Origin of the sequence: Embleya sp. NPDC050154 (assembly GCF_044460165.1) — a bacterium.
Lineage (GTDB): Bacteria > Actinomycetota > Actinomycetes > Streptomycetales > Streptomycetaceae > Embleya.
Genome location: NZ_JBITJP010000009.1, coordinates 239746 through 262782, shown reverse-complemented (window position 1 = coordinate 262782; position 23037 = coordinate 239746). Strand labels below are relative to the sequence as shown.

Below are 23037 nucleotides of genomic sequence, written 5' to 3'. Positions count from 1 at the left end.
AACGCATTCAATGATTCGATGCGAAGGATTGTTTATACGACGAATAACGTCGATGGGGATTTCATGGAGCGGTTGCGTCGGCGGCGACCGGCCCGGTCAGTAGGCGAGTCGAGCGAATACCGGTGCGTGGTCCGAGCCGGGCTCGCCCTGCCGCTCGGCGGGCCGGGCGCTCACCGACGGCAGCGGGTGGTCGGCTCCGGTGCCGGCGGACTCGACGCGGGCGAGGAGGGCGTGGCTGACCAGGATGTGGTCGATGAGTTCGCCCTGGCCCTCGAACACGCGCGAGAAGCGTTGGTCCTCGGGTATGCGCGGGGCGAGGTTCCACAGCCGGGAGGCGTCGCCGCGATCGGGGTGGGTGAAGCCGGGTGTGCCTATCTGCGAGCCGGGCGGGCCGTACAGGATCTGGGTGGTGGCGGCCTGCGGCTGGTCGTTGAGGTCGCCCATCAGCACGACGTCGTGGGTGCGACCGTCGCCCGCGAGGAGTCGGTCGGCGAGGGCGCGCATGGTGGCCGCCTCGGCGCCGCGCCGGGACAGGGCGTAGGCGGCGTAGCGGGCGCGTTCGCCTTCGTCGCGCGGGGCATGGCGGTTGCCGGGGTAGGTGAGCAGCTTGGACTTGAGGTGGCAGACGGCCGCGGTCAGGGGTCGGCCGGCCGCGGGTTCCGTGGTGACGGCGAGGCCGCCTCGACCCATGCCGCTCGCCGGGGCGCCGGTGTCCTGGGTCTGCACGGGCGCGAACAGGGCGGGGAACGCGGTGACGTCGGCGACGGTGGTGAGCGGCGTACGGGCGATGAAGCCGACCCGGATGCCGCGCCCGTCCGGGTGGGCGGACAGCGCGCTGTGCCAACGGCCGGGCAACAGGCCGACCAGGTCGGCGAGTGCGTCCGGGTTGCCGACTTCCTGGATGCCGAGCAGGTCGGGTTTGAGCCGGCCGATCGTGGTCGCCGGCGCGGCCAACTTCATCCGATAGGTCGCGTCGTCCTCGGGGCCGTCCGGGTCGCCGGGGCGGAAGAGGTTCTCCAGATTCCACGTGCCGATGGTCACCCTCACGGGCTGCTCCTGACGATGCCGAGGACCGGAGCCTCCAGTGTTTCCGCCCGCGCGGGCCGCAGGTAAGGCCCTCGGCGGAATTCACGCCCGCGCCGCGGCGAACGCGCAGGTGGCGTCGCGCAATTGCGCGGAACCGAGGGTGGGTCACCGATCAGCCTTCCTTGATCCCCTCCTCGATCCCCTTCCTCGATTGCCGTTCATCGATCACCGTTCACGGGGACGGGATCCCGGTATCGATCCGGTCGGCGAGCACGCGGCGGAAATGCGGACACCGGGCGACATCCTCGTGGTCGCAGTCCAAGGCGCATTCGATGAGATCGAGTCTGGATCGGGCGGCGGCGATCGCGGACCGCGCGGCCTCGGCTTCCCGGCGCAGGATTTCCCGGCGCGCCGCGGAGTCGGCCGTGGTCAGGGATCGAATGCCCACCAGGCTCAGCCCCGCTTCCTTGGCCCGCAGGATCACGGCGACGCGGGTGAGGGCGTCGGTGTCGTATCGGCGCCGACCGGCCGTGTCGCGCGCCGGGCTCAGCAGACCCATCGTCTCCCAGTGGCGCAGGACGTGTGTGGGCAAATCGAAACGCCCCGCGACGGCGCCGATGCTCAGGGTCTCGTTCGAGTCGCTTGACTTCATGCCGACATTAAGCCGGAGCCTTGGGGACATGTCCAAGGAACGGAACGAAGAACGCGCGACGCCTGCTCTCGTCGCCCTGCTCGACGCGGCCGAGGAGTTGTCGGGCGCCCGACAACTACGCAGGCGAGCCTACGAGTTGCTGGACGCCGGGCCGGGATCGAGGGTGTTGGACGTGGGGTGCGGCGCGGGTCGCGCGGTCGACGAGTTGGCCCGGCGCGGCGTCGAGGTCGTCGGGGTGGACCCGGACGGGCGAATGATCGAGGTGGCGCGAAGCCGGTGGCCGGAGCGGGACTTCAGGCGTGCCGACGCGCGGCGGCTGCCGCTGCCGGACGCCTGCGTCGACGGGTACCTGGCGGACAAGGTCTACCACGAACTGCACGCGCCTGAGCAGGCGTTGGTCGAGGCCCGGCGCGTGTTGACCCCGGGTGGGCGGATCGTGCTGGTCGGTCAGGACTGGGACGCCTTCGTGATCGACTCCGACGACCCGGCGCTCACCCGCACGATCGTGTGGGCGCGCGCCGATTCGATCGCCGGGCCGCGGAGTGCGCGGCGCTATCGAAATCTGCTCCGGGATGCCGGATTCGGGGATGTCACGGTGGAGGCGCGGATGGAGATCTTCACCGATGCCGCGATGCTTCCCATGGTGGCGGGGCTCGCGGAGAAGGCCCGCGCGACCGGCGCGGTGACTCGCGTACGGGCCGACGCGTGGATCGCCGAGCAGCGCGAACGCGCGGAAGCCGACCGGATGTTCCTGGCCCTGCCGATGTTCGTGGCCGCGGGCACCGCCCCGCGTCGTGCCGACAGCGATCTCACCCTCGCGGATCCGGACGCGGAGCGTCGGTGACCGCTCGGCAACCGGGCCGGGCGCAACTCCCGAATTCTCGCCGGGTGGAGGTCGATCCGAGGTACGCCGCCGGATTCGCGCGTTTGATCGGGCAGGAACGGCTCGACGATTGCGCCGGTTTCCTGCGACCCGTCGAACTCTTCGACGAGCCGCCGCCCTGGTCCCGCCACGATCGGTTGTCGTGGGACTCGAGTGGGACCTGTGCCCCGGGTGCCCGGGACAACGGGCGGCCTAGCGTGGCGGGGGTCCGGACGAGGAGGGGACGCCGATCCGATCGACGTCTTCCGCTCGCGACATCCGCAGTACGCAAGGGATGGAGAAGATCATGACGTACGACGACAGCTACGAACCCCCGGCGCTGGTCGAGGTCGGCGACTTCACCGAACTGACCCTCGGCCTCTGGTGGGGTTGCCCGCACGACGTTTTCGGCGGTCCGACGCCGCTCGCCTGCTGACCTTCGCGTCGGCAGGTCGCCGGGGCATCGGGTGCGGGGGCGTCTCACGCGCCTCCGCACATCCTCCGGCCGCCGCGCACCTCGCGCGCATCCCGGGTACGCCGCGCACCTCGCGCGCATTCCGGGTACGCCTCGGACCCCGCACGCATTCCGGGTACGCCTCGGACCCCGCGCGCCTCGCGGATACGCCTCGGACCCCGCGCACGTCCCGCGTACTTCCGCCGACCGTGCGCGTCTTCGCGTAGCCCTCGGACCCGGTAGCGCAACCACACCGGATCACCACGCCTGGAGAAGGCCATGGACTTTCTGATCCTTCCGGACGTCTCGGTGCCGGCGTCGATCACCATCGGGAACGCCGGACAACCCCCACTGCGGTGCATCGCGCACGCCTCGGCCCGACCGTGGCTGGTCGGTCATTGGGCGGACGAGGACGTCACCGTGCTCGTGGCCGGCACCCGTCGACTCGTGGTGTTCGGACGGACCCGCCTCGACATCGACGCCGCGACCCGCGAGCTGGCCCGTGCCCGCTCACCGCACGATCTGGACGCGTTGGCCCGCACCCTCCCCGGCAGCATCCACCTCCTCGCTTCGATCGACGGCCGGATCCGCGCCCAGGGCGCCCTGTCCGGCACCCGACAGATCTTCCACACCCGGTTCGCGGGCGTCACCGTGGCGGCCGACTCGCCGCGGCGGCTCGCGCACCTCGTCGGGGCGCCCCTGGACCGGGACGTCCTGGCGCTGCGCCTGGCGACCCCTGGGGCACCCTGGCCGCTGAGCACCCGCACCATGTGGACCGGCATCGACCAACTCGACGCCGGTTGCCGGCTGGACATCGACACCCGCGGCACGCGGAGCACCGTGCGTTGGTGGCAGCCGCCCGCGGCCGAAGTCCCGCTGCCCCGGGCTGCCGACACCGTGCGCGCCGCGATCCGCGACGCCGTCGCCGTACGTACCGCGGCCGGACGCACGGTCAGCGCCGACCTGTCCGGCGGACTGGACTCCACCGGCCTGTGCTTCGTCGCGGCGGCCGGCGAGGGCACCCTGCTGACCCACCACTGGCAGCCCGTGGACGCCGCCAACGACGACACGACCTGGGCCGAACGGGCCGCCGCACTGCTGCCCGCGGCGCGGCACCGCGTGGGCGGTCCCGCCGACGGCCCGGGCTGGCTCGACGAGGTCACCGATCCGGGCATCGTGGACGGCGCGCACGGTCCACTCCCATGGAGCCGCAATCTGGCCCGGATGGAACACGTCGCACGCGACTCCGCCGCCCGGGGCGCGACCGTGCACCTGATGGGCGTCGGAGGCGACGAGTTGTTCTCCGTCACCCCCACCCACCTGCGGACACTCCTGCGCACTCACCCCCTCACGGGCCTGCCGGCCGTGCTCCGCTGCCGGTCGCTGAACCGCTGGGGCCTGCTCCCCACCCTCCGCGGTCTCACCGACAACGGCTCCTTCGCCGACGCGCTGCTCGCCGGCGCGCGCGACCTCCGCGCTCCCGCGCCGCGGCCGTCGCAGGTCTTCATGGGCTGGGCCCCCCACCCGCGCCTGCCCACCTGGGCCTCCGCGAGCGCCGCAACATCCGTACACCGGCTGCTGATCGACGCGGCGGCGGACGACCCTCTGCCGTTGCACGCCGATCGGGACCGGCACCAGATCCTCGAGGGCGTACTCCACGGCGGGGCCGCGATCCGCGGCATGGGGGCGGTCCTGTCCCGGTTCGGCATCGAACTCGCCGCACCGTACCTGGACGACCGGGTCGTCGAGGCGGCCCTGTCGGTCCGGACCCGGGACCGCATGTCGCGCGGCGGCTTCAAGCCGGTCCTGACCACCGCGCTGCGCGGACTGGTACCCGACGAACTCCTGGCCCGGCGCGACAAGGGCGACTTCAGCGCGGAGTTCCACGCGGGCGTGGAGCACAATCGGCGCCGGCTCGCGGAGCTGTGTGAGGACCTGCGCCTGGCCCGGCTCGGGCTGGTCGACGCGGGAGCGCTGCGCGCCGCGCTGCTGGGGCCCAAGCCCGACACCGCGGCACTGGCGCCCTTCGAGAACACCCTGGCCTGCGAGAGCTGGCTGCGCTCCGCCGAAGCGTGCCGGTCGCAACCGGTTCCGTGATAGCCACAGGAGGATTCCGATGACCATCACCCTGGCCCCGGACGTCACCGCAACGGAGGTGCCGGACGGGCTCGTCCTGCTCGACCAACGCAAGGGCCGATACTGGCAGTTGAACCCGACCGGGGCGCGCACGTTGCGCCTGCTCCTGGACGGTCACACCGCGGCCGACACGGCGGCCCGATTGGCGCAAACGTCCCCGGCCGCCGCCGCACGGGCGCATGACGACGTACGGAACCTGCTGCGCGCGCTGCGCGACGCCCGTCTGGTGGTGGCGTCATGACGATGCCCGTCGTCGCGGAACAGCCGGTGCCCCTGACCTGGCAGCGACACGTCACGGCACGCTGGGCGGTCGCGGTCGCTCGGCCGTTGGCGCTCCTCCCGCCGCGGCGGCTGCGCCGGGTGTTGTGGGCGGTGGGCCTGGGAACCCGACCCGCCGGCGCCGCCGAGACGCTGGAGGCGAGGCGCGCCGTGGTGTCGGTCAGTGCGCGCTGCGCCGGTCAGGGATGCCTGCAACGATCGGTGGCCACGCTGCTGCTGTGCCGCCTGCGGGGCGTGACTCCGGACTGGTGTACGGGAGTTCGCACGCAACCGTTCCGCGCGCACGCCTGGGTGGAGGCTCGGGGCGTGCCGATCGGGGAGAGCGCCGACATGGCACTGTTCCACACGGTGCTCAGTGTGCGACGTCCCGACCGGCGGTCGTCATGAGCATCGCCGCCGAGGAGGGAACGGCCGCCGCCCATGGGGTCGTCGACGATGCGATCGCCATCCGCGCCGAGGGGCTCGGCAAGCTCTACGGCGACACCGAAGCCGTGGTGGGGCTGGATCTGGAGGTCCCGGCGGGCCGGATCTTCGGTTTCCTCGGCCCCAACGGCGCGGGTAAGAGCACCACCATCGGCATGTTGTGCACGCTCGTGCGGCCGACGCTGGGCCAAGCCCGGGTCGCCGGCCGTGACGTACGCACGGAACCGGACGAGGTGCGGCGCCGGATCGGGCTGATCTTCCAGGAGTCGACGCTCGACGTGGATCTCACCGCCGAGGAGAACATGCGATTCCAGGCCGACCTGTTCGGGATCCCGCGACGGCGTTCGCGCACGACGATTCCGGCCCTGCTGGACCTGGTGGACCTGGCACGGCGCGGGAACTCACCGGTGCGCACACTCTCGGGCGGCATGCGGCGCCGGCTGGAGATCGCCCGGGGTCTCCTGCACGCCCCCCGCGTGTTGTTCCTCGACGAGCCCACCACCGGGCTGGATCCGCAGACCCGCGCGGCCGTGTGGGAGCACCTGCACCGCCTGCGACGCGAGCAGGGCATCACCATCTTCCTGACGACGCATCACCTGGAGGAGGCCGAGAACTGCGACCTGATGGCCGTCATCGACGCCGGTGAACTGGTGGCGCAGGGAACTCCCGCCGCGCTCAAGGCCGTTGTCGGCGCGGATCTGGTCACGCTGCACACCGGCGACGACGAGCGGGCGGCGCATGCCGTACACGAGCGGTTCGGCCTGACGGCGGAGGTCCACGAGGGAGGTCTGCGGCTGAGGGTGGCCGACGGCGCGGCGTTCGTGCCCCGACTGTGTGCCGAACTCGACGTGCCGGTGCGGTCGGTGCGGGTGACCGCGCCCTCGCTGGACGATGTCTTCCTGCACTACACGGGCCGCACGATACGGGAGGCCGACGGCGGTCCGACCGCGCCGTCCGGCTTCGGACCGAGGAGGTGAACCCATGGCGAGCATCGAGGCCGCGCGGGATCTACGCACCGTTCGGGTGCTGTGGCAGCGCGAGATGATCCGGTTCGGCCGCAATCCGGTCCGGCTCGCGATGGGGCTGGTCACGCCCCTGATGTTCCTGCTCATTTTGGGAACCGGACTCGACTCCCTGGTCGGCGGCTCGGCGGACGGGTTCGGCGACTACCGCGCGTACCTGTTCCCGGGCGTGCTGATCATGGCCGTGCAGGCGCCCGCGATCGCCGTGGGGGTCACCATCGTGTGGGACCGCCAGGCGGGATTCCTACGGCAGATGCTCGTCGCGCCGGTGCGCCGCGGAGTGTTGTTGACGGGCATCTGCCTCGGGGGAGCCGCCACGGGGGCGGCCTACGGCGCGCTGGTGCTGGCCGTCGCCGGAGCCGCAGGAGTTCCATATCGTCCGCAACTGCTGCTGGTGCTGCTGGAGTTGACGCTGATCGCGTTCGCCTTCACCGCGCTGGGGGTGCTCGCGGCGGTGTGCATTCGCCGGATCGAGACCTTCCAGGTCGTGGTCGGCATGTTCATGATGCCGCTGCTGTTCCTGTCCGGCGCGATGTTCCCCGCGCGCGGACTCCCCGGGTGGCTGGGCGGAGCGGTCCTGATCAACCCGCTGACGTACGGCGTCGACGCGCTGCGGCGCACCCTGCCCGGGGATGCGGCGGCTCCGGGCGGGGTGGCGACCGGACCACAGTGGTGGGGGTGGGCGCCGCCGGTACTGCTGGAGGTGTCCTTCCTCGCCGCCGCGGCACTGATGGCGTTGGGCCTGGCAACACGCCGCTTCTCGCACACCGAGTAGCCGGGCGAGCCGATCGGCTCGGTGTCGGTGGGGAGCGGTCGCACCCGGCCCGGGTGTGTCGTTCAGGACACGGTGTGTATGCGTCGGTACACGGACGTCAGCGTCTGGGACTTCGTCGGGCCCTCCACGCGCCACAGCAGGTGCCACTCGTCCTGCGACACGATGGTGAACTCGCCGTCGTAGCGATCGGCGGCGCAGGGGTGTCGGGTAGTCCATCTGCCGGTGCGCAGGTCGAGATGGTGGAACGGTCGCCCGTCCGCGAAGAGCACGTCTGCCGTGCCGTCGGCACGTGGTACGAGGCGGTGGGTGCGGCTCGCCGGGTTGGCCGTCCCGGCCCAGACGAACTCGCCGGACTCCACTTCGAGCAGCTCGTCGTCGGTGCGGCGAAAGACCGCGGTCCCCACGAAGGTGCCCCGCGCGCCGGAGCGCTCGTCGGTCACGGCGCGGTCGATGGACCAGCGGCCGACGAGATAGGCGGCGGTGTCGGGAACGGGACGCATCCGCCCATGATGCCCGGGCCGGGCCGCTCGGATCACACCCGGTGTGCCGTGCGCGGGCCCGAGCGGCCGTCGGGTCAGGTGTAGTCGATCAGGAGCGGTCGTTCCGTGACCCGCACGGTGTCCCGCGAGTCCACGCTGCGGGTGCTCCCGTCGAGCCGACGCACCCGTGTCGCCCCGGCGCCCACCCGGACGTCCGCGGTCCCGGTGTGGGTCCAGCGGATCCGGGCGCCGCGCGGGGTGCCGTGCTCGTCGGGGACGACGAACTCGCACTGCCACACGTTCTCCGGCAGGCCGATCTGGTCGCCGTTGCCGCAGGAGACGATTCGCGCGTGCGCGAGCCACTGCTGAAGGCGGTCGACGAACAGCCCGGCGCGGGTGGGTTGCCGGCCTTCGGCCTGGAGCACGAGCGGGATCTTGCCGTTGCCCCACGCATAGAAGTACATGCGTTCCAGGCCGCGATTGCGGGCGTACAGGCCCGTCAGGTAGAAGCGCACCGCGAAGTCCGCGGCGGTGTCCGGGTCCAGCGGGTCGTTCAGCGGCAACGATTGGGTGGTGCCCGTGTTCCACAGCGGCAGGTGGTAGCCGGCCTGCTGGAAGGTCCGGTCCACGTCGTTCACGGCCGTCAGCATGGTTTCCGGCGGGTCGGTGACCTGCCGCTGGTAGAGCTTGACCCCGGCGGCGTCGCAGTATTGGTAGCCACCCAGTTCGGCGAACCTCAGCAGGTAGTCGTGCGACTGCCGCTTCCACAGCTCGGTAATGGACGGGCACACCACGGTGGCGCTCGGGTCGTCGGCCCGGACGATCGCGCTCGCGCGGCGCGTCATCTCGACCAGGGTCTCCACGCTGCCGTTGTAGTGGTGTTCGTGGTTGGCCATCACCCACAGCTCGTATGCGTCGATCCGGTCGCCCGCATGTCGCACGAGGGACCGTACGAAGCCGTCCCAGTCCGCCAGGTCGTCCGGCGGCGCCGCTCGCGACCCGTCCGGGTAGGCGGCCTTGCGGGCCTCCGGGGCCGCCCAGGCCGGCGTACCACCGAACACGAACAGCGTCGGCAGGCCCTGTTGTTGCGCGCCGTCCAGGAGTCGGTCGAGCGTGGACCAGTCGAACTCGTCCCGGCGCGGCTGTACTTGCGCCCAGCGGGTCTCACTGTCCCACAACCGCAAGGCGCCGACCCGGAACGACGGCATCGCCCCGCTCGAACTGTTCATCGTGACGCCGAAAAGCTGGGCGGGCACCGCTGACGGAGCCCGTGTCCAACTCGTGGCCTCGACGGGCACGCGCTCGGTCCGCCGCCCCTGCTCCTGCGAGGTGCTCGCGACGGCGGTGGCGAGTACGACCAGCACCACACCCACCGCGGCCGCGACCCGCACCGCCGAGCGGCGCCGACGCGTCGGCGGGCGGCCCCCCACCGGCGTGCCGGCCGTTGTCGCGGGGTCGGTCGGCGCACCGGGCTCGGCGACCACCGGGGAGGGAACCGGGGCTTCTCCCTGTCCGGTCGCCGCGTTCCAGCACTTGAGCAACGTGTTCAGGTCGTCCGGGTCGGCCCCGCACTCCTTGGCGATCCGGACGACGAGGGCGTAGTCCGGCGGTACCGACTCGCCCCGACAGTACCGGTGCAGGGAGGAACTGCTCGTGAAGACCCGCTGCCCCAGGTCCTGGTAGCTGAGACCGCTGCGCCGTTTCAGTGCCGCCAACACGGCGGACAACTCGCGAACTGCTGCTGCTCTGCCCTGTGCCTCGTCCATCCGGCCCACCCCCGTGACGGCGCTCTCCATTTCCCGCGTCAGTATGGCAAGCCCGTCCCGGCCCTGCCGCGATTGTGCAGGTCAGCCGTGGGATGCCCGTCCCATGCCGGGATGGGATGCGATCACCCTGGTCATCGGCCCTACCGGGGACCACAGTTGATCCCGCCGCGCCGACGGGGGAGACCGGACGGGGGCCGTCGGCGGCGGCTTCAAGACTGCGCACCGCGAGACCGCGGGTATGCGCACGGCGCTCGTCGTCATCGGGCGACGGCGGCGGGCCGGTTCCTGTTGTGAGGTCGGCCCGCGACGTCGAATCGCGAAGTCGGCCCGCGAGGTCGGCCCGCGACGTCGCCCCGCGAACTCAGGTCGTTGCCGTCGGGTCGCCGCGTCGTGTACGCCGTGCCGCACGGCCACATCAACCGCCTGGTCGACGAGGCCCTGCGCGTCGCCGATCACCGCATCGGCAATCTCCCACCGCACGACTGACCCCGGAGCCCACCGCCCCGAGGCGCCGACGCACGTCAGGTCGTGGTCGCGGTCAGGGCGAGGAGGTCGAGGGAGAGTTCGCGGTCCTGTTCCTCGAGGTTCCATTTGCCTTCCCGAGCCACGTGGTTGCTGACCCAGAAGACCATGGTGCGGTCGGCCGGACGGATCAGGAAGCGCGCGTAGGACCAGTCGTTGCCGCCGTCGTGGGTGGCGATCGGGCCGGACGCGGAGGGCAGGACGCTCCAGCCGTAGCCGTAGGACTGCGGTGTGTCGGGGCCTTCGGGGACGTGCGGACTGAACATCTTCGCCTTCGCGGCGGCGGGCAGGATCGATTCGCCGTCCAGCGCGCGGTACCAGCGGTACATGTCGCGCGCGGTGGACAGCAGGCCGCCGTTGCCGCGCAGGTTCCAGTACGGGCCGTCCGGCGCCCACGGGTGGTCCAGCGGGATGCCGTGGGCGTGGCCGTCCGCGTCGTACTCGACGGCTATGTCGTCGCGGCGCGGGTCGGCAAGACGGTAGCCGGTGCGGGTCATCCCGGCCGGGGTGAACAGGTTCCGGGTGAGGAACTCGGAGTAGCTCGTGCCGGAGGCCTTCTCGAGGATCGCGGCCAGCAGCGAGTAGCCGACGTTGGAGTACCCGAACGTCTTGCCCGGCGCCGAGTCCAGTGGAGCCGCGAGCGCGCGGGCGAGCATGTCGTCGCGGCTCACCGGATCGTAGTCGTCGCCGAGGCCCTCGGGCAGGCCCGAAGTGTGGGTGAGCAGGTGGTGCACGGTGATGCCGCGCTTGTCGGCGGGGACGGGTCCCAGATAGGTGCCGATCGGTTCCGTCACCCGCAGCGCACCGGTCGTCTCCAGCTTCAGGATGGCCGCGGCGGTGAAGGACTTGGTGATCGAACCGATGTCGAAGACCGTGTCGCATCCGGCGTCGACGCGCGCCTCGATGTTCGCTCGGCCGCGCCCCTGGCAGCTCACGAGTTCGCCGTTCCGAGCGGTGGCTATCGCCCCACCCGCACCGGACGGCCAGTGCTTGTCGAGATACGCGGCGACGGCGGTCGCCCGTGCGGACGTCGGCGGGGCGGCCGTGGCGGGGGCCGTGGCGGTGCCCGCCGCAGTGGCTTGCGCGGTTGCGGTGGGTGCGCCGGCTGCCCCGCTCGTACTCGCGGTGGGCAACCCCGAGGGCCCTTTGTCGTGGTCGTTCGCACCCGAGCAGCCCGCCAGCATCAGCGCCGCTGCCGAGGCCCCGGCCAGGAACGCGAACCGACGTCGTCGCACACGTGAGATTCGTGGCATGGCGTTTCCCCCGAAGTCCGGACGCGGACGTTCCGCGTCGTCCCCGACAACGCTATGAATCCGCGAACCGCGCGTCTTCCCGCATCCGAGCCAACCTCGGTTCCCCGCTCGGGGGGAAAGCAGGGCACAGGGATCCCCCGGCCGAGGGACCTACCGGCCGGGTGTGGGTACGGAGTGCACGTACGCGGCTGCCGCCGCCACCCTCGCGCGGGCACGCGCGGACGATCGCGACGGGCAGACCGCGCCCACTCACCGGCGGTCGCATGGTCGGGCAACCAAAGTCACCGAAGTACCCTACCGGTGGGGCGATTTCCGTAATGCCCGACGCGTCGGTAGGCCGCACGGCCGTTCGGCACGGCCGGTGCGGATCCGCCGTCACGCTTGGGGACGGCCGATTCGGGCGTCGTCCCCGCCGAATGTGTCGGCGGGGACGACGCCCGAGTGGCGGCGGCACGGCCCGAGGAGACCGTGGGGGCCTCGATGCGTACGGAGTGCGTGCCGGGGTGCCGGGAGTGCCGGGGTTTCGAGGGCTACTTCACCCACAACTCGTAGTTCTCGAACTGGCCGCCACCGGTGCACTGATAGGTCGACCAGCGATGGGCGTTGATCCCCTGGTTGCCCGTGTCGTTGCACGCACTGGCCCAGTAGTAGTCGGTGATGTAGGTGTAGCCGGGGCTGGCCGGCGGGTGACACGGATGGTCGCAGGCGACCGTCGCGGGGGCGGCCTGGGCGGGAGCCGCGCCCAGCACGGTGCCGGTGAGGATGGCGCCACCGGTGGCGAGACCGAGTACGAAGTTGCGGAGACGCATGACGATGTCCCTTCGAAGCGCAATGTGTGGACATCCCGTACACGGTCGGTGACGGCTTTCGGTATGACACGGGGAATGTGACCTGCGTCACATTCAGGGCAAATATGGCTTTACCGGGCCACCGCCTCGGCTGTCGCGGGCAGTTCCGGGACGGTGCCGGTGAAGTCCGCGAACAGGTGCAGGCCACGGTCCACGCCGCCGGCAGGTCCCAGCGCGACGCGTGTGCGGCCTGCGCGGCGCTGCCGCGCACGGCGTACACCTGGTCGCGCAGGCGCGGTGTCAGGCGGCCGTACGGCAGCAACTGCCGTACCCCGCGGGGGTCCAGGACCGGAATCATCGCCCGCGTCGCCTCCTCGGGCGCGCGGCCCGGGACCCGGCTTCGCTCCGGTCGGGCTCGCTCAGTCCGGGACGGCCGTCGACGTGTGCTCGACGGGTGTGCGGCGGATCGCGATCACGGCGTCGTCCGAGCCTCGGTAACGCCTCGGGGCGGGTGGGCGCAAGGTGTAGTCCGGGTCGCGGGTGTCCCGTACGCCGCGACCGGTGGCGCCCACCCACGCGATCAGCACGAGGGCTGCCATCCAGAGCAGGGTCACCGCCATGCTTCGGTCCCCGGGAACGCGGTCTCGACTGTGTTCATACGTCGACCCTGTCGGCCCTGTGGTCTGGTGCCCAGGTCCACTTCCCAAGCGGTCGACCGGTCCATTGCGTCCGAGGCAGGCTTCCTCCGGTGAGCATCGTCGGCGCGCCGGCGCGCCGACGGGCGAGTGTCCTCAGGCCCAGCCCTTGCGGGCCGCTCGGGCGCCGGCCTGGAAGCGACTGGTCGTGCCCAGGAGGGTGAGGAGGTCGCCGACCCGGCGGCAGTACGTCCGCGCGGACAGGCCGATCCGGGCGGCGGCCGCGTCGTCGGTCAGGCCGGCGAGCAGGCAGTCGAGGACCGGGACCAGGTGGGCCGGCAGTTCCTCGTCGGACGAGGTGGCGTTCGGATCCTCGCCGGACCGCCACGAGCACTGGTGGGCCCGGACCAGGGCGCGTACGACGACGGGATCGCGGACCAGGAGCATGCCGTTGTAAAGGACGTCGAGATCGATCGGGACGAGCGCGACCGAGCGGTCCATGACGCCCATCCGGAAGGGGATTCGGTCGATCACGCGAGCCTGTGCTCCGTGCCGCCAGCGGATGGTGCCCACGTCCGCGTCCTGGGCGAGGCCGCGTCGCGAGGTGATCTGGCGGACCTCGGGCCCACGATCCACGATCCGACCGATGCACGCCGCGGCGTGGACGAGCATGCGCTCGGGGACGCCCTGACCGATACAGCCGGACGGGTCGTCGAAGGTGAGCAGTTCGTGCCGGGTGGCGGCGGCGAGCCGAGCGGCGGCCGTACCGACGTTTTCCGGCCGTACGCACTGCGCGGGTGGCCTGATGCCGCGATCGGCGTGAAAGGCGGACTCCTCGAGCGTTTCACTCAAGGTCTCGCGCAGCACCGAGCGCGTGGGCACCCGACCGGAGGCCACCACCGACACGCGCTTCCTCCTCGTGTGAGTACGACAGGCCCGTCCTTACCAAGAGTACGCATTCATATGCGTCACGTGTCGACTCGTTTCCGTGGCCCCGTCCCCACCGAGGCCCGTTCGGGTGGGCGACGCCGGGCGCCGGATGTCGGCGGCGGCCGGCGAGTCGTTGAAGCCTGTACCAGTGGCGCGTTCACGCCACCGCGGCGCGCGAGCGGTCCCGGCCCGGGCACTGTGATCCCGGGGCGCACATCCGGCCACGAACACGATGCGACAAGGCGCCGTGGCCGGGACCGCCGGCGGGCGCCACGGCGCCGGCCACGCGAGAAACGAAACCCCATCGTGAACGACCCCGCCGAGGCCAAGACCTCCGGCGACAACGACAAGGAATCACCATGACTCGCCTGCGTACTACCCTCGTCTCCGTCTCCGCCGCCGCGTTCCTCGCGATCCCGGCCACGCTGCTCACCGCCCCGATCGCCGCCGCCGGCCCCGGCCTCGCGGTGGAGGGACCCGGGTGCGCGCAACTGGGCGACCACGGCCCCGGCTGGGCGAACATCAGCAACGACTGCTCGCACGGGATCAACGCCTCGGTCGAGGTCGACGGCTACGACCCGGACTGCGTCGCGATCCCCGCGAAGGAGTCGCGCCGGGTCACTTTCGCGGCGGACGCAGCCGCCTACTACGCGTACGAGTGCTGAACACCCACTCCCCGCGGAGGTGCCCCGACCGGCCGCAACGGCCGCGCGGGGCACCTCCCTTGGCTGCCCGGGCCATCGGATCCGGGTCACCGGGGCGACGGTTGCCCCGCGCAGCCGGTGCCGTTCGCGTTCCAGAAATCGAGGTTGTGGATGCTCGCGTAGTCGACGGGCGCGATCCGGTCCGGAGCCAGCGACTGGGTGCGCGGCGGAGTGGACGGATGGTGCGCGTCGTCGAACCGCGGCCAGTACGGCAGGCCGGGTCCGTTCGGACTGCCGCCGGTCGCGAACGCCGCCCAGTAGTCGCTCATCGTGTTCGACAACCGCACCTGGGCGGGCGTGAATCGGGGCTGGGCCTGCGGATCCTCGAAGAGGTACGGCGTATCCGAGGCGTGGTAGGCGCCGAAGTCGAAGGACGCGGGAAACGGCAGGTACATCGGCGCGTCCCGATCGGCGAACTCGTAGGCGTACGTCGGCACGAAGCGGCTCAAGGCGATGTGCTGCGCGTAGGTCCCCCTGGCCCACATGCGGTCGGTCACCACCGCGGACCAGGCCAGCGCCGGCGAGGAATGGTCGCGGACCGGGTACTCGGCGAGCACACACTCCCGCATGCCCGGGAACGCCGTCTCCACCGCCCGGCCGAACTGCTCGTCGGTGAAAGGCCGTTGCACCGCGTCGTGCGCGGCGCCGACGAACAGGCGATGCTCGTCCCGAGTGGCCCCGGACAACACCGGAACGCGGTGGAATCGGCCCTCCCGCAGCGCCTGTTCCGGCAACTCGGGCAACACCTCGTTGCCGAAGGCGAAAGCTTGGAAGGCGTTCATGATGTACGGAACGCGCAACAGGCGCTCCACCGGCAGTGCCCGCAGGCACCGCAGCGCGGCTTCGGGATCGGGTGCCGAACACCCCAGCGACGAGGCCGTCTCGGTCCCGGTGTCCTGCATCTCGCGCGTGGTGCGCCAGCCGTACCACGGGTACGCCGGTACACCCGCGCCCATGGCGCCGGCGGGCATGTCCATCATGCCCTCGCCGCTGGACAGGGCCGCACGCTGGAACAGCCCCCGGGCGGACGGCGAGGTCAGGTGCGCGGTGATCGCCGTCGCACCGAACGACGAACCCGCCACCGTCACCCGGTCGGGGTCACCGCCGAACGCGGTCGCGTTGCGCCGTACCCAGCGCAGCGCGGCCTGCTGGTCCTGGAGCGCGAAGGTGCCCGAACCCGGCAGACCCGGATGGGCGAAGCCGCCGAAGACACCCAGCCGGTAATTGACGGTGACCACGACCACCCCTCGGTCGGCGAGTCGGCGGCCGTCGAAGAACTCGCCCGCGCCGACCGTGCCGTCCCCGTGGATCCACACCAGCACCGGCGCGGTCCGTCCGGGCGCGCGGGTCCGCGCGGGGGCGGTGACGTTCACGACCAGGCAATCCTCCTCGACGGCGGCCAACTGCGCGTGCGCGGCGGGTACCTGCGCGCACAGCGGGCCGGGCGCGGTCGCGTCCCGAACCCCCGGCCACGGCGGGACCGGCCGCGGCGCGGCCCAGCGAAGGTCGCCGGTCGGGGCGGCGGCGTACGGGATGCCGCGGAAGGTCCGGTGGGCGGCGGTACGGACGCCGCGCACCAGACCCGCGTCCGTGCGCGTCACTGCGCTACCGGCGGGTGTGGGCGATGCGGTGTCGCGGGGGTGGCCGAGTCCGGTCGCGGATCCGGTCGACGCGGCGGTTGTCGTCGTCGTGGTCGTCGCCGCGGTCGTCGCGGACAACACCGCGGCGGCCAGTGCCGCCACCGCAAGGGCTCGTTGTGCTCGCAAGGTTCTTCCTCTCCTGGACCCGGGCTCTGCCGGTCCTCCCATCCGGGCGGTGATGAATCGGCTTCGTGGCGGGGCTCCGACCCCGGGGCGAGCCGGCCCCGTGCGTTGTCGATCGCAACGGCCGACACACCCGGCGCTCCGGCGTCGGTCACAATCGCCAACGCACCCGCGGATCCGGCGTGTAGCAGCACGTCGACCCGGTCGACACACTCGCGCGCAGATGCGCCGCCAGCTCGGGATGTCGCTCGTCCAGGCGCCGCAGCGTGTCGCGGATGCGCGCGGTGATCGTCTTGCGGGCGCGCTCGCCCTGGTCGCCCAGACGGCGTACGCGCCCGGCGAGGCCGGCCGCGCGGCGCAACTCCGCCAACAGCGCGGCCCGCTCTCGGTCGTACTCCGCCGCCCGTACGTCGTCGCCGCACCGCTCGGCCCGGGCGATCTCCTCGTCGAGCCGATCCAGATGCCGGCGGTAGCGTCTGCGCGCCTCGTCGTCGAGGAGCGCGTCCGCGCCCATGGCTCCCGCGGCCGACACCGCCGACTCGCCGTCCGGGTCGAGCAGTCGCGCCGCCGGGACGGGCGTACCGGGCCGTTCGAGCAGGTGACGCACGTCCCGCAGGCCCTTGGCATCCGGCACGTGCACCACCCGGCCGGCGAAATCCAGCCGCCACACGGCCCCCTCGCGACGGAACTCGGCGGTACGCTCCACCGGTTCCGAGTGAGCGGCCGGCGGCGGGAGACTCGGCCGACGGGCGCGGTCGACCAGGTGCGCCATGCCGAGTTCGTGCGCCTCCGCTCCGGCGTCCGCCAGGAGCACATCGGCCCGGGCGCGATCGTCGCCGAGGTGCCGGGCCAGCAGGGCCTCGGCCAGTTCGATCCGGGCGCGCACCGACCAGGGACGCGCGTGCAGGCGGTCGGCGGAGCGGCGCGCGTCGTCGAACGCCTCCACCGCGTCGTCCCAGCGCTCCTGGGCGGCGTCCACGATGCCCGTCCACAGCGACGCGGGACCGCCGATGTCCCATCCGTAGAGGGATACCAACCACTGCCCCCGGTACGGACCCAGCGCGGCGCGGGCCTGTTCGCAACGCGCGGGATCACCTTCCGCGGCGGCGGCCTGCGCCTGGTGGCGCAGCCACAGCGGAACGACGCTGCGATGCGCCACCGTGGCCTCGCCGTCGCCCACCGGCACGGGACACGGAAACCGCGGACGCTCGCCCGACTCCAGCGCGGCGATGTTCGCCAACAGGTCCGCGAACGGATGGTCGTCCTCCCGCAACGCATCGTGCACCGACGGCAATTCCGCGAATCGGCCGCGCAACAGCGTCAACGCCCAACGGTGGTGACCGCCGAAGTGCCGGTAGCTGGGGTGCGGCCCGTCGAGCGTGGCGAGTTCGGTGAGCAGGGTCTCGGCCTCCTCGAAGCGGCCCTGGCAGGCGTACACCACGCTCCGGTCGATCAGCGCGGTCAACCGCATCCGGGGCGAGCCGCCGGCCCGGGCCACCGCCACCAGGGACTGCAATTGGTCCAGGTAGCGCGGATCGGCCAGTTCCAGCAGCGCCACCCAGCGCAGGGACATCGCGATGTGTTCCATCCAGCGGTCGCCTCGGCGTCGGGACACCTGGCTCAACTCCGCAGTCAGCGAAGCACGTTCGGCTACGGCGTGCGGCTCACACGAGGCCTGCACGGCGGCCCACAACCCGGTCTGGAGGGCGTCGTCGTCACCCGTACGACGGGCGGCGGCGATGACATGGCGGGCCACCTCCGCCGCGCGGGGGGTGGGGTCGTCCTCGGGTGGCGGTAGGCACGGGGGTTCCAAGGGAGCGGGTGGCGCGGCAGCGGGAGGTGGGGGAGCGGATGGTGTCGGGTCGGCGGGCGGGGGTGCGGGGTGGTCGGGACGGGCGGGTCGTGCGTTCGGGCGGGCGGTGGTCAGGGCGGTGTGTGCCTCGTGGGTGAGGCGGGACTTGAGGCCGGACACGTCGCCGCGGCCGTCCATGCCGAGCAGGGTGAGCGCGACCATGCCCAGCAGCACGGGGTCCTCGTCGCGGGCCGACACGGCCGCGTCCTCGAACACGAGCCACGAGCGTCGGTAGTCGCCGGTGAGTTGCAACGCGAGAGCCAGGTCCAGGGTCAGCGTCACTCGCCGGCGCCCTGTGTCGGAGCCCAGCCGCTCCAACGCGCGCCGATAGTGGCGCACCGCCTCCTCGTTGGCCAGCCGGTTCGCCGCGTGCCGGGCGGCGGCCACCAGGAGGTCGACCACCGTGCCGCGGTCGAGGTCGGCTCCGGCGAGATAGGCGTGGTGCGCCGCCTCGTTCGGCCGCGCCGGGTCGGTGACGGACGCCGCGACGGGCAACTCGCGTACGACGGCGGCATGCAGGCGACGGCGGTGGTCCTCGGCTGCCGAGACGTACAGGGTCTCGCGCACGAGATCGTGCCGGAAGGCGAACTCACCGCTCGCGGACGGCTCCACCAGGTGTGCGTCCACCGCGTCCGTCAACAACCGCCCCACCGTGACCGCGCCGACACCCGCCACCCGCGCGAGCAGGTCGGTCTGGAAGCGCCGACCCAACACGGCTGCGACGCGGAGGAGTTCCACGACGGACTCGTCCAGGAGTTCGAGTCGTCGCCGGACCGCGGCCCGCACACCGGCGGACATCGCGGTGACCGGTTGCCCGGCGGACCACAACCGAGCCGTCTCCTCCACGAAGAACGGATTGCCGCCTGTGCGCCGGTGGACCTCGTCGACGACCGCGTCCGGCGGCGAGGTGCCCACCGTACGGGTGATCAGCTCCGCCACCTCCACGCGGGTCAGACCGGCCGGCCGAACGATCGCCGTCTCCGCGCCCGCCGCCGGCAGCCGCCGCCCGGCCTGCCGGGCCTCGAACTCACGGCAGGTGCCCACCACCAGCAACCGCTCGAACCAGGTGTGCCGTGCCACGAACTCCACCAGGTCCAGCGACGCCGCGTCGGCCCAGTGCAGATCCTCGAGGACGACCAGGACCGGTCGCGTGCGGGAGACGGTGGTCAGCATCGTCGTCACGGCGTCGCCGATCGCGAAGCCGTTGGGCCGCCCGTCCGGATCCCTGTCCGGTTCCGTGTCCGGACGCCCGTCCGGACTGCCGTTCGCGATGTGCTCGGGTGGCAGGACCGGAAGCGCTCCGCCGGCCACCGCCGTCATCCGGTCCCACTCGTCGGCGGCGACCTCGCTCCGCAGGCTGCGCAGGGCCTGGGTCCAGGGCCAGTAGTCGGGCGTGGCGCCGGAGTCCCAGCAGGTCCCGCGCAGCACCAGCATCCCCAGGCCCGGCGCCTCGTACGCGATGTGGCGCACCAGGGTGGTCTTGCCGATCCCGGCCTCCCCGCCGACCAGTACCAGCCCGCCGTGCCCCGTGCGGGCCCGCTCCACGTGCGACCGCAACACGTCCAGACAGTCGGCCCTGCCGATGGGTGCGGAAGGCACGACGTCCTTTCGCTCTCGGGCGGGACCATGAGGCGGCGATGAACCGCCGCATGCCGCGTCGGACCGGTCGGCCGCCGTCGACTCCGGACTGTCGACAGGATGTCGACTCTAGGAAGGCGGCGCGTCGGTGTGCCGCACGCGGCGCTTGGATTCGCTCGAAAGGATGGTTGGGCGGTGGCGTCGGTCCGGGAGGGATCGCGGTGTGTCGGGTCGACGACATTGCCCGGGGAGGGCGCTTCTTCTCTCGGTGACAGCGTTCCTCCCGGTGCGGCGATCCTTCGGTGACGGCATTCCATGGGTGGCGACGTTCCTTCGGCGCGGATTCGGGAGGGTGCTCCGCTACGACTTCTCCGGGCGGGGCCGCTGCGTGCGCGGTGCCCCGACTCGGTAGGCCTCGGAGGAGAGGTAGGCCGTCACCCTCGGTGGGTGGCCTGCGGCCTGCACGAGGGAGAGGTACGAGATCAGGCCCACCCCGTCGGCCGGGCGGCGCCTGGACACCGCGCCCAGCGCCCGATCGAGCAGGGCCGTGGGCAGACCTTGGTCGCGCAGTACCGACGCCGCGCGGTCGCGGGCGCACGCGTCGTCCCCGACGTAGTCGCGTACCGGCAGGTGCAGCGTGTAACCGGTGGGGCCGCATGTGTCGGGGCCACCGTTGAAGGACAGGCACGACAGCAGGGGACGACCGTCGAAGCGGTTCGTGGCGCCGGCGACGCGGGAGAACCGCACCACCTGCTCCGGACATCCGCCCCCGTACAGTCCGGCGACGCGGCGGACACCGTCGAGGTCGAAGCGGTGATGGGCGACGTAGACCTTCACGCGTGGCGCCGCCCACGACCCCAGATCCACCCCGACGAACGCGAACCGATCGTCGTCGGGCCGGCGTGCCGCGACGTGCGCGCGTACCGCCGCCCAGGCCCGCGCGTACCCGAACCGGGCCATGGCCTCGTCGATCACCTCCGCCGCGGGTCCGGGCCCGTGCGCCCCGGGATTTACGTACGCCTTGAACCCCGGGCCTTCGTGCGCCCGCAACTCCATCGCGCACCACAGCGCGAAGGCACCCTGCGGCGCGGCCGGGAAGAAGAGGGTCTCGACCCGACGCAGCGGCTCCAGGGAGAATTCCCAACGACCGGCCAGCCGGCGCAGCGCCGCCCACCCCGACCTGCTGTTGCCGGCGAGTGTCGCCGCACCACAGCCGGGCTCGGTCAGCACCCGCACACTCGGTGGGCCGCCGCGCGGGACCGTCACCGAGAACTCGGCGGGCGTGTGATCGTCGGAGACGAAGGACGGCCAGGCGGGCGGCGCGCCGAGGGGTCGGTCGGCCGAGGTGCCGAGCAGGTCGGTCAGCGAGTCCGCGTATCGCCTTTCGGGATCGGCCACCCCGGTCACCCGACACAGCCGGTCGAGTTGTCCTCGGACGTGACTTCCCAACGTGGCGGGGCGTCCCGCCGCACGCCAGGCGGACAAGATCTCGTAGGGGTTGACGACAAGGGTCACGACTGCCTCCCGGTGCTCCGTTCTCCGTCCCGCGGCCCGGTCGGCTGCCGCCGACCCGCCCGGGAGTGCCGGGAGCGCGGATCGGTGTCGGCGGTTGGCCGGCCCCGGGCCCGGGCTCCACCTGGAAGGCGCGAGATCGGAGCCGGCACCTGCTGGGTCGGAGCCGGCACCCCTTGGATCGGAGCCGGCACCTCCCGGATCGGAGCCGGAAGCCGATGGTGCGGTCGCGGCATCCGTGAGCCGGGAGGGGGGCGCCGGTGACCCGGAAGCGGGGCGGCGACGGATGCAGGGTGATGGGGGCGGATGCGGCTCGGAGCCCGCCTCCGGTTCGGTCGCCGATGGGGTCGGGCGCACGGACGTCCGGGGCGGATTGCCGGGCGGGGCCTGCGAGGTGGGCAAGTCCGCCACCAGCGGCGATAGTTGATTGCCTATGGCTTCCGGTCGGATCCGGTCTTGGACACGTGGCGACGGCCCTTGATGTGCTGCCCCCGTAATCGCAACGGAACGGGGAGCACGAGATGTGTGAGAACTGCACGACCGCCGGTGGGCAGGCGGGCGCGAGTCGTCGAGGACTGTTGCGAACGGCGGTGATGGGTGGTGCGGGGCTTGCCGCGGCGGGGCTCGCGGTTGCCGGCGGCGCACCGGTCGCGGCGGCGGAGCCCGAGGTCGCGGTGGAAGCGGCTCGCGGACCCGTGGGGGTGGGTCTGCGGTGGCTCGGCGTGGCCGGCTGGGAAATCACCTTCGACGGGCGCGTGTTGTACTTCGACCCGTACCTGAGCCGCTTCGACTATCGCCTCCAGGGCGGCGCGTTGCGCACCGACCCGCGCGTGATCGAAGGGCTGTTGGCCTCCGGTCGACTGGCGGGACCGCCCGAACTGGTCATGGTGAGCCACGGTCACTGGGATCACATGGCGGACGTGCCCTATTTGTTGACCCGCAAGGAGTGGGCGGCACGCACGATCGACACGATCGGCACGGAGACGCACGCCCATCTGCTGCGGGCCATGGGCGTCGAGCGCCCGGTGATCGTCGCCTCGGGTGGTGAGTACCTGAGCTTCGGCGGCGGCGCCTACACCGTCGAGGTGATCCGCAGCCTGCACAGCCAGTCCGCCGGCCACGGCTTCTTCGCGCCCGGCTCGCGCACCGAGCCGCCTCCGCCGCCGACGACCACGGCCGACCTGGTCGAGGGCGGCACGCTCGCGTACCAGGTCACCGTGCCGGGCCGGCTGAAGGTGATGCTGTTCGGCGGCACCAACTTCGTGGAGCGGGAGATCGCGGGGATGCGGCCGGACGTGGTGATGGTGTCGATGACGGATTACAGCACGGTCCACGAATACCTGCCGAGGCTGCTCACCGCGCTCGGCGGGCCGCGCTACGTCATCCCCAGCCATCACGACGACATGATCACGGGCTACGACGACCCGGCCCTCCCCGGGACCGTGAATCCCAAGGCGGTCGCCGAACTTCGTGCGACCATCGCCCGGGCGGGGCTTGCCTCCAAGGTCGTTCCGGCCGTGCATCTCCAGCGCTTGAATTTCTGACCGGGCCGCGATCGGGAATCGGGTCGGCTCCCGATCGCTCACCGGAGCCGATGCCAACCAGACGCGCTGCCAACGACGTTCC

At 72.1% G+C, this 23037-nt stretch carries 20 protein-coding genes and 1 pseudogene; 10 read left to right on the top strand and 11 right to left on the bottom strand.

The annotated features are described in order from the left end of the window. Nucleotides 1-96 precede the first annotated feature (96 nt). Both ACIBSV_RS20980 and ACIBSV_RS20975 read right to left on the bottom strand, forming a co-directional pair. A complete protein-coding gene (locus tag ACIBSV_RS20980; RefSeq protein ID WP_395865288.1) occupies nt 97-1041 on the bottom strand; it encodes an endonuclease/exonuclease/phosphatase family protein in 945 nt (314 codons plus the stop codon). Nucleotides 1042-1258: 217 nt separating this feature from the next. After that, nucleotides 1259-1678 carry a MerR family transcriptional regulator gene (locus ACIBSV_RS20975; RefSeq protein WP_395865077.1) on the bottom strand — a complete coding sequence of 140 codons (420 nt, stop codon included), beginning with the start codon at nt 1676-1678 and terminating at the stop codon, nt 1259-1261. Between the two features lie 28 nt (nt 1679-1706). On the opposite strand from ACIBSV_RS20975, the gene ACIBSV_RS20970 reads away from it, so the two are divergent. From ACIBSV_RS20970 to ACIBSV_RS20940, 7 genes are all read left to right on the top strand, one after another. After that, nucleotides 1707-2522, top strand: a complete 816-nt coding sequence (locus tag ACIBSV_RS20970; RefSeq protein ID WP_395865075.1) for a methyltransferase domain-containing protein — start codon at nt 1707-1709, stop codon at nt 2520-2522. 325 nt (nt 2523-2847) lie between these two features. Further along, a complete protein-coding gene (locus tag ACIBSV_RS20965) occupies nt 2848-2976 on the top strand; it encodes a lasso RiPP family leader peptide-containing protein (protein ID WP_395865073.1) in 129 nt (42 codons plus the stop codon). A 297-nt stretch (nt 2977-3273) separates the two neighbouring features. Next, nucleotides 3274-5091 carry an asparagine synthase-related protein gene (locus ACIBSV_RS20960; protein WP_395865071.1) on the top strand — a complete coding sequence of 606 codons (1818 nt, stop codon included), beginning with the start codon at nt 3274-3276 and terminating at the stop codon, nt 5089-5091. A gap of 19 nt (nt 5092-5110) precedes the next feature. Next, nucleotides 5111-5371 carry a lasso peptide biosynthesis PqqD family chaperone gene (locus ACIBSV_RS20955; RefSeq protein WP_395865069.1) on the top strand — a complete coding sequence of 87 codons (261 nt, stop codon included), beginning with the start codon at nt 5111-5113 and terminating at the stop codon, nt 5369-5371. Further along, complete coding sequence (locus ACIBSV_RS20950) at nt 5368-5796, top strand: lasso peptide biosynthesis B2 protein (RefSeq protein WP_395865067.1); 429 nt, start codon at nt 5368-5370, stop codon at nt 5794-5796. The genes ACIBSV_RS20955 and ACIBSV_RS20950 overlap by 4 nt, the downstream gene beginning before the upstream one ends. Then, complete coding sequence (locus ACIBSV_RS20945) at nt 5793-6809, top strand: ATP-binding cassette domain-containing protein (RefSeq protein WP_395865065.1); 1017 nt, start codon at nt 5793-5795, stop codon at nt 6807-6809. Before ACIBSV_RS20950 ends, ACIBSV_RS20945 begins: the two co-directional genes overlap by 4 nt. A gap of 4 nt (nt 6810-6813) precedes the next feature. Beyond that, nucleotides 6814-7629 (top strand): ABC transporter permease, encoded by an 816-nt coding sequence (locus ACIBSV_RS20940; RefSeq protein WP_395865063.1) that lies wholly within the window; start codon nt 6814-6816, stop codon nt 7627-7629. Between the two features lie 62 nt (nt 7630-7691). On the opposite strand, the gene ACIBSV_RS20935 is transcribed toward ACIBSV_RS20940, so the two are convergent. Continuing rightward, entirely contained in the window at nt 7692-8129 is a 438-nt protein-coding gene (locus ACIBSV_RS20935; RefSeq protein ID WP_395865061.1) for a DUF6314 family protein, read from the bottom strand. Nucleotides 8130-8203: 74 nt separating this feature from the next. Beyond that, nucleotides 8204-9874, bottom strand: a complete 1671-nt coding sequence (locus tag ACIBSV_RS20930) for a helix-turn-helix domain-containing protein (protein ID WP_395865059.1) — start codon at nt 9872-9874, stop codon at nt 8204-8206. Between the two features lie 378 nt (nt 9875-10252). Here ACIBSV_RS20930 and ACIBSV_RS20925 point away from each other — a divergent pair. Beyond that, nucleotides 10253-10360: pseudogene (locus ACIBSV_RS20925) on the top strand (transcriptional regulator); the annotation flags it as partial. Between the two features lie 35 nt (nt 10361-10395). On the opposite strand, the gene ACIBSV_RS20920 reads toward ACIBSV_RS20925, so the two are convergent. The 4 genes from ACIBSV_RS20920 to ACIBSV_RS20905 form a co-directional block, all read right to left on the bottom strand. Next, nucleotides 10396-11649, bottom strand: a complete 1254-nt coding sequence (locus ACIBSV_RS20920; RefSeq protein ID WP_395865057.1) for a serine hydrolase domain-containing protein — start codon at nt 11647-11649, stop codon at nt 10396-10398. A gap of 530 nt (nt 11650-12179) precedes the next feature. Beyond that, a complete protein-coding gene (locus ACIBSV_RS20915; protein WP_078981015.1) occupies nt 12180-12458 on the bottom strand; it encodes a hypothetical protein in 279 nt (92 codons plus the stop codon). 398 nt (nt 12459-12856) lie between these two features. After that, the gene (locus ACIBSV_RS20910) at nt 12857-13057 is read right to left on the bottom strand and encodes a hypothetical protein (RefSeq protein WP_395865055.1); all 201 of its coding nucleotides are present in this window, start codon (nt 13055-13057) and stop codon (nt 12857-12859) included. A 171-nt stretch (nt 13058-13228) separates the two neighbouring features. After that, nucleotides 13229-13978, bottom strand: a complete 750-nt coding sequence (locus tag ACIBSV_RS20905; RefSeq protein WP_395865053.1) for a DNA-binding response regulator — start codon at nt 13976-13978, stop codon at nt 13229-13231. A gap of 383 nt (nt 13979-14361) precedes the next feature. Here ACIBSV_RS20905 and ACIBSV_RS20900 point away from each other — a divergent pair, with 383 nt between their 5' ends. Beyond that, nucleotides 14362-14667, top strand: a complete 306-nt coding sequence (locus tag ACIBSV_RS20900; RefSeq protein ID WP_395865051.1) for a hypothetical protein — start codon at nt 14362-14364, stop codon at nt 14665-14667. Between the two features lie 86 nt (nt 14668-14753). Here the strand turns inward: ACIBSV_RS20900 and ACIBSV_RS20895 are convergent, their stop codons facing one another. The 3 genes from ACIBSV_RS20895 to ACIBSV_RS20885 form a co-directional block, all read right to left on the bottom strand. Next, nucleotides 14754-16472 carry a carboxylesterase/lipase family protein gene (locus ACIBSV_RS20895; protein ID WP_395865050.1) on the bottom strand — a complete coding sequence of 573 codons (1719 nt, stop codon included), beginning with the start codon at nt 16470-16472 and terminating at the stop codon, nt 14754-14756. A gap of 148 nt (nt 16473-16620) precedes the next feature. Beyond that, a complete protein-coding gene (locus ACIBSV_RS20890; protein ID WP_395865048.1) occupies nt 16621-19920 on the bottom strand; it encodes an ATP-binding protein in 3300 nt (1099 codons plus the stop codon). 339 nt (nt 19921-20259) lie between these two features. Further along, nucleotides 20260-21414, bottom strand: coding sequence for a tryptophan dimethylallyltransferase family protein (locus ACIBSV_RS20885; RefSeq protein WP_395865045.1), 1155 nt, complete (start codon nt 21412-21414; stop codon nt 20260-20262). A 518-nt stretch (nt 21415-21932) separates the two neighbouring features. Between ACIBSV_RS20885 and ACIBSV_RS20880 the strand changes: the two genes are divergently transcribed. Then, the gene (locus tag ACIBSV_RS20880) at nt 21933-22955 is read left to right on the top strand and encodes an MBL fold metallo-hydrolase (protein WP_395865043.1); all 1023 of its coding nucleotides are present in this window, start codon (nt 21933-21935) and stop codon (nt 22953-22955) included. The last annotated feature ends 82 nt before the right edge of the window (nt 22956-23037 follow it).

What these genes read in the sequence shown, in the direction of transcription:
- ACIBSV_RS20975 (WP_395865077.1), bottom strand. Translation starts at nt 1,678, where the DNA reads ATGAAGTCAAGCGACTCGAACGAGACCCTGAGCATCGGCGCCGTCGCG.
- ACIBSV_RS20930 (WP_395865059.1), bottom strand. Translation starts at nt 9,874, where the DNA reads ATGGACGAGGCACAGGGCAGAGCAGCAGCAGTTCGCGAGTTGTCCGCC.
- ACIBSV_RS20910 (WP_395865055.1), bottom strand. Translation starts at nt 13,057, where the DNA reads ATGGCGGTGACCCTGCTCTGGATGGCAGCCCTCGTGCTGATCGCGTGG.
- ACIBSV_RS20940 (WP_395865063.1), top strand. Translation starts at nt 6,814, where the DNA reads ATGGCGAGCATCGAGGCCGCGCGGGATCTACGCACCGTTCGGGTGCTG.
- ACIBSV_RS20950 (WP_395865067.1), top strand. Translation starts at nt 5,368, where the DNA reads ATGACGATGCCCGTCGTCGCGGAACAGCCGGTGCCCCTGACCTGGCAG.
- ACIBSV_RS20955 (WP_395865069.1), top strand. Translation starts at nt 5,111, where the DNA reads ATGACCATCACCCTGGCCCCGGACGTCACCGCAACGGAGGTGCCGGAC.
- ACIBSV_RS20945 (WP_395865065.1), top strand. Translation starts at nt 5,793, where the DNA reads ATGAGCATCGCCGCCGAGGAGGGAACGGCCGCCGCCCATGGGGTCGTC.
- ACIBSV_RS20900 (WP_395865051.1), top strand. Translation starts at nt 14,362, where the DNA reads ATGACTCGCCTGCGTACTACCCTCGTCTCCGTCTCCGCCGCCGCGTTC.
- ACIBSV_RS20920 (WP_395865057.1), bottom strand. Translation starts at nt 11,649, where the DNA reads ATGCCACGAATCTCACGTGTGCGACGACGTCGGTTCGCGTTCCTGGCC.
- ACIBSV_RS20960 (WP_395865071.1), top strand. Translation starts at nt 3,274, where the DNA reads ATGGACTTTCTGATCCTTCCGGACGTCTCGGTGCCGGCGTCGATCACC.
- ACIBSV_RS20880 (WP_395865043.1), top strand. Translation starts at nt 21,933, where the DNA reads ATGTGTGAGAACTGCACGACCGCCGGTGGGCAGGCGGGCGCGAGTCGT.
- ACIBSV_RS20965 (WP_395865073.1), top strand. Translation starts at nt 2,848, where the DNA reads ATGACGTACGACGACAGCTACGAACCCCCGGCGCTGGTCGAGGTCGGC.
- ACIBSV_RS20935 (WP_395865061.1), bottom strand. Translation starts at nt 8,129, where the DNA reads ATGCGTCCCGTTCCCGACACCGCCGCCTATCTCGTCGGCCGCTGGTCC.
- ACIBSV_RS20915 (WP_078981015.1), bottom strand. Translation starts at nt 12,458, where the DNA reads ATGCGTCTCCGCAACTTCGTACTCGGTCTCGCCACCGGTGGCGCCATC.
- ACIBSV_RS20970 (WP_395865075.1), top strand. Translation starts at nt 1,707, where the DNA reads ATGTCCAAGGAACGGAACGAAGAACGCGCGACGCCTGCTCTCGTCGCC.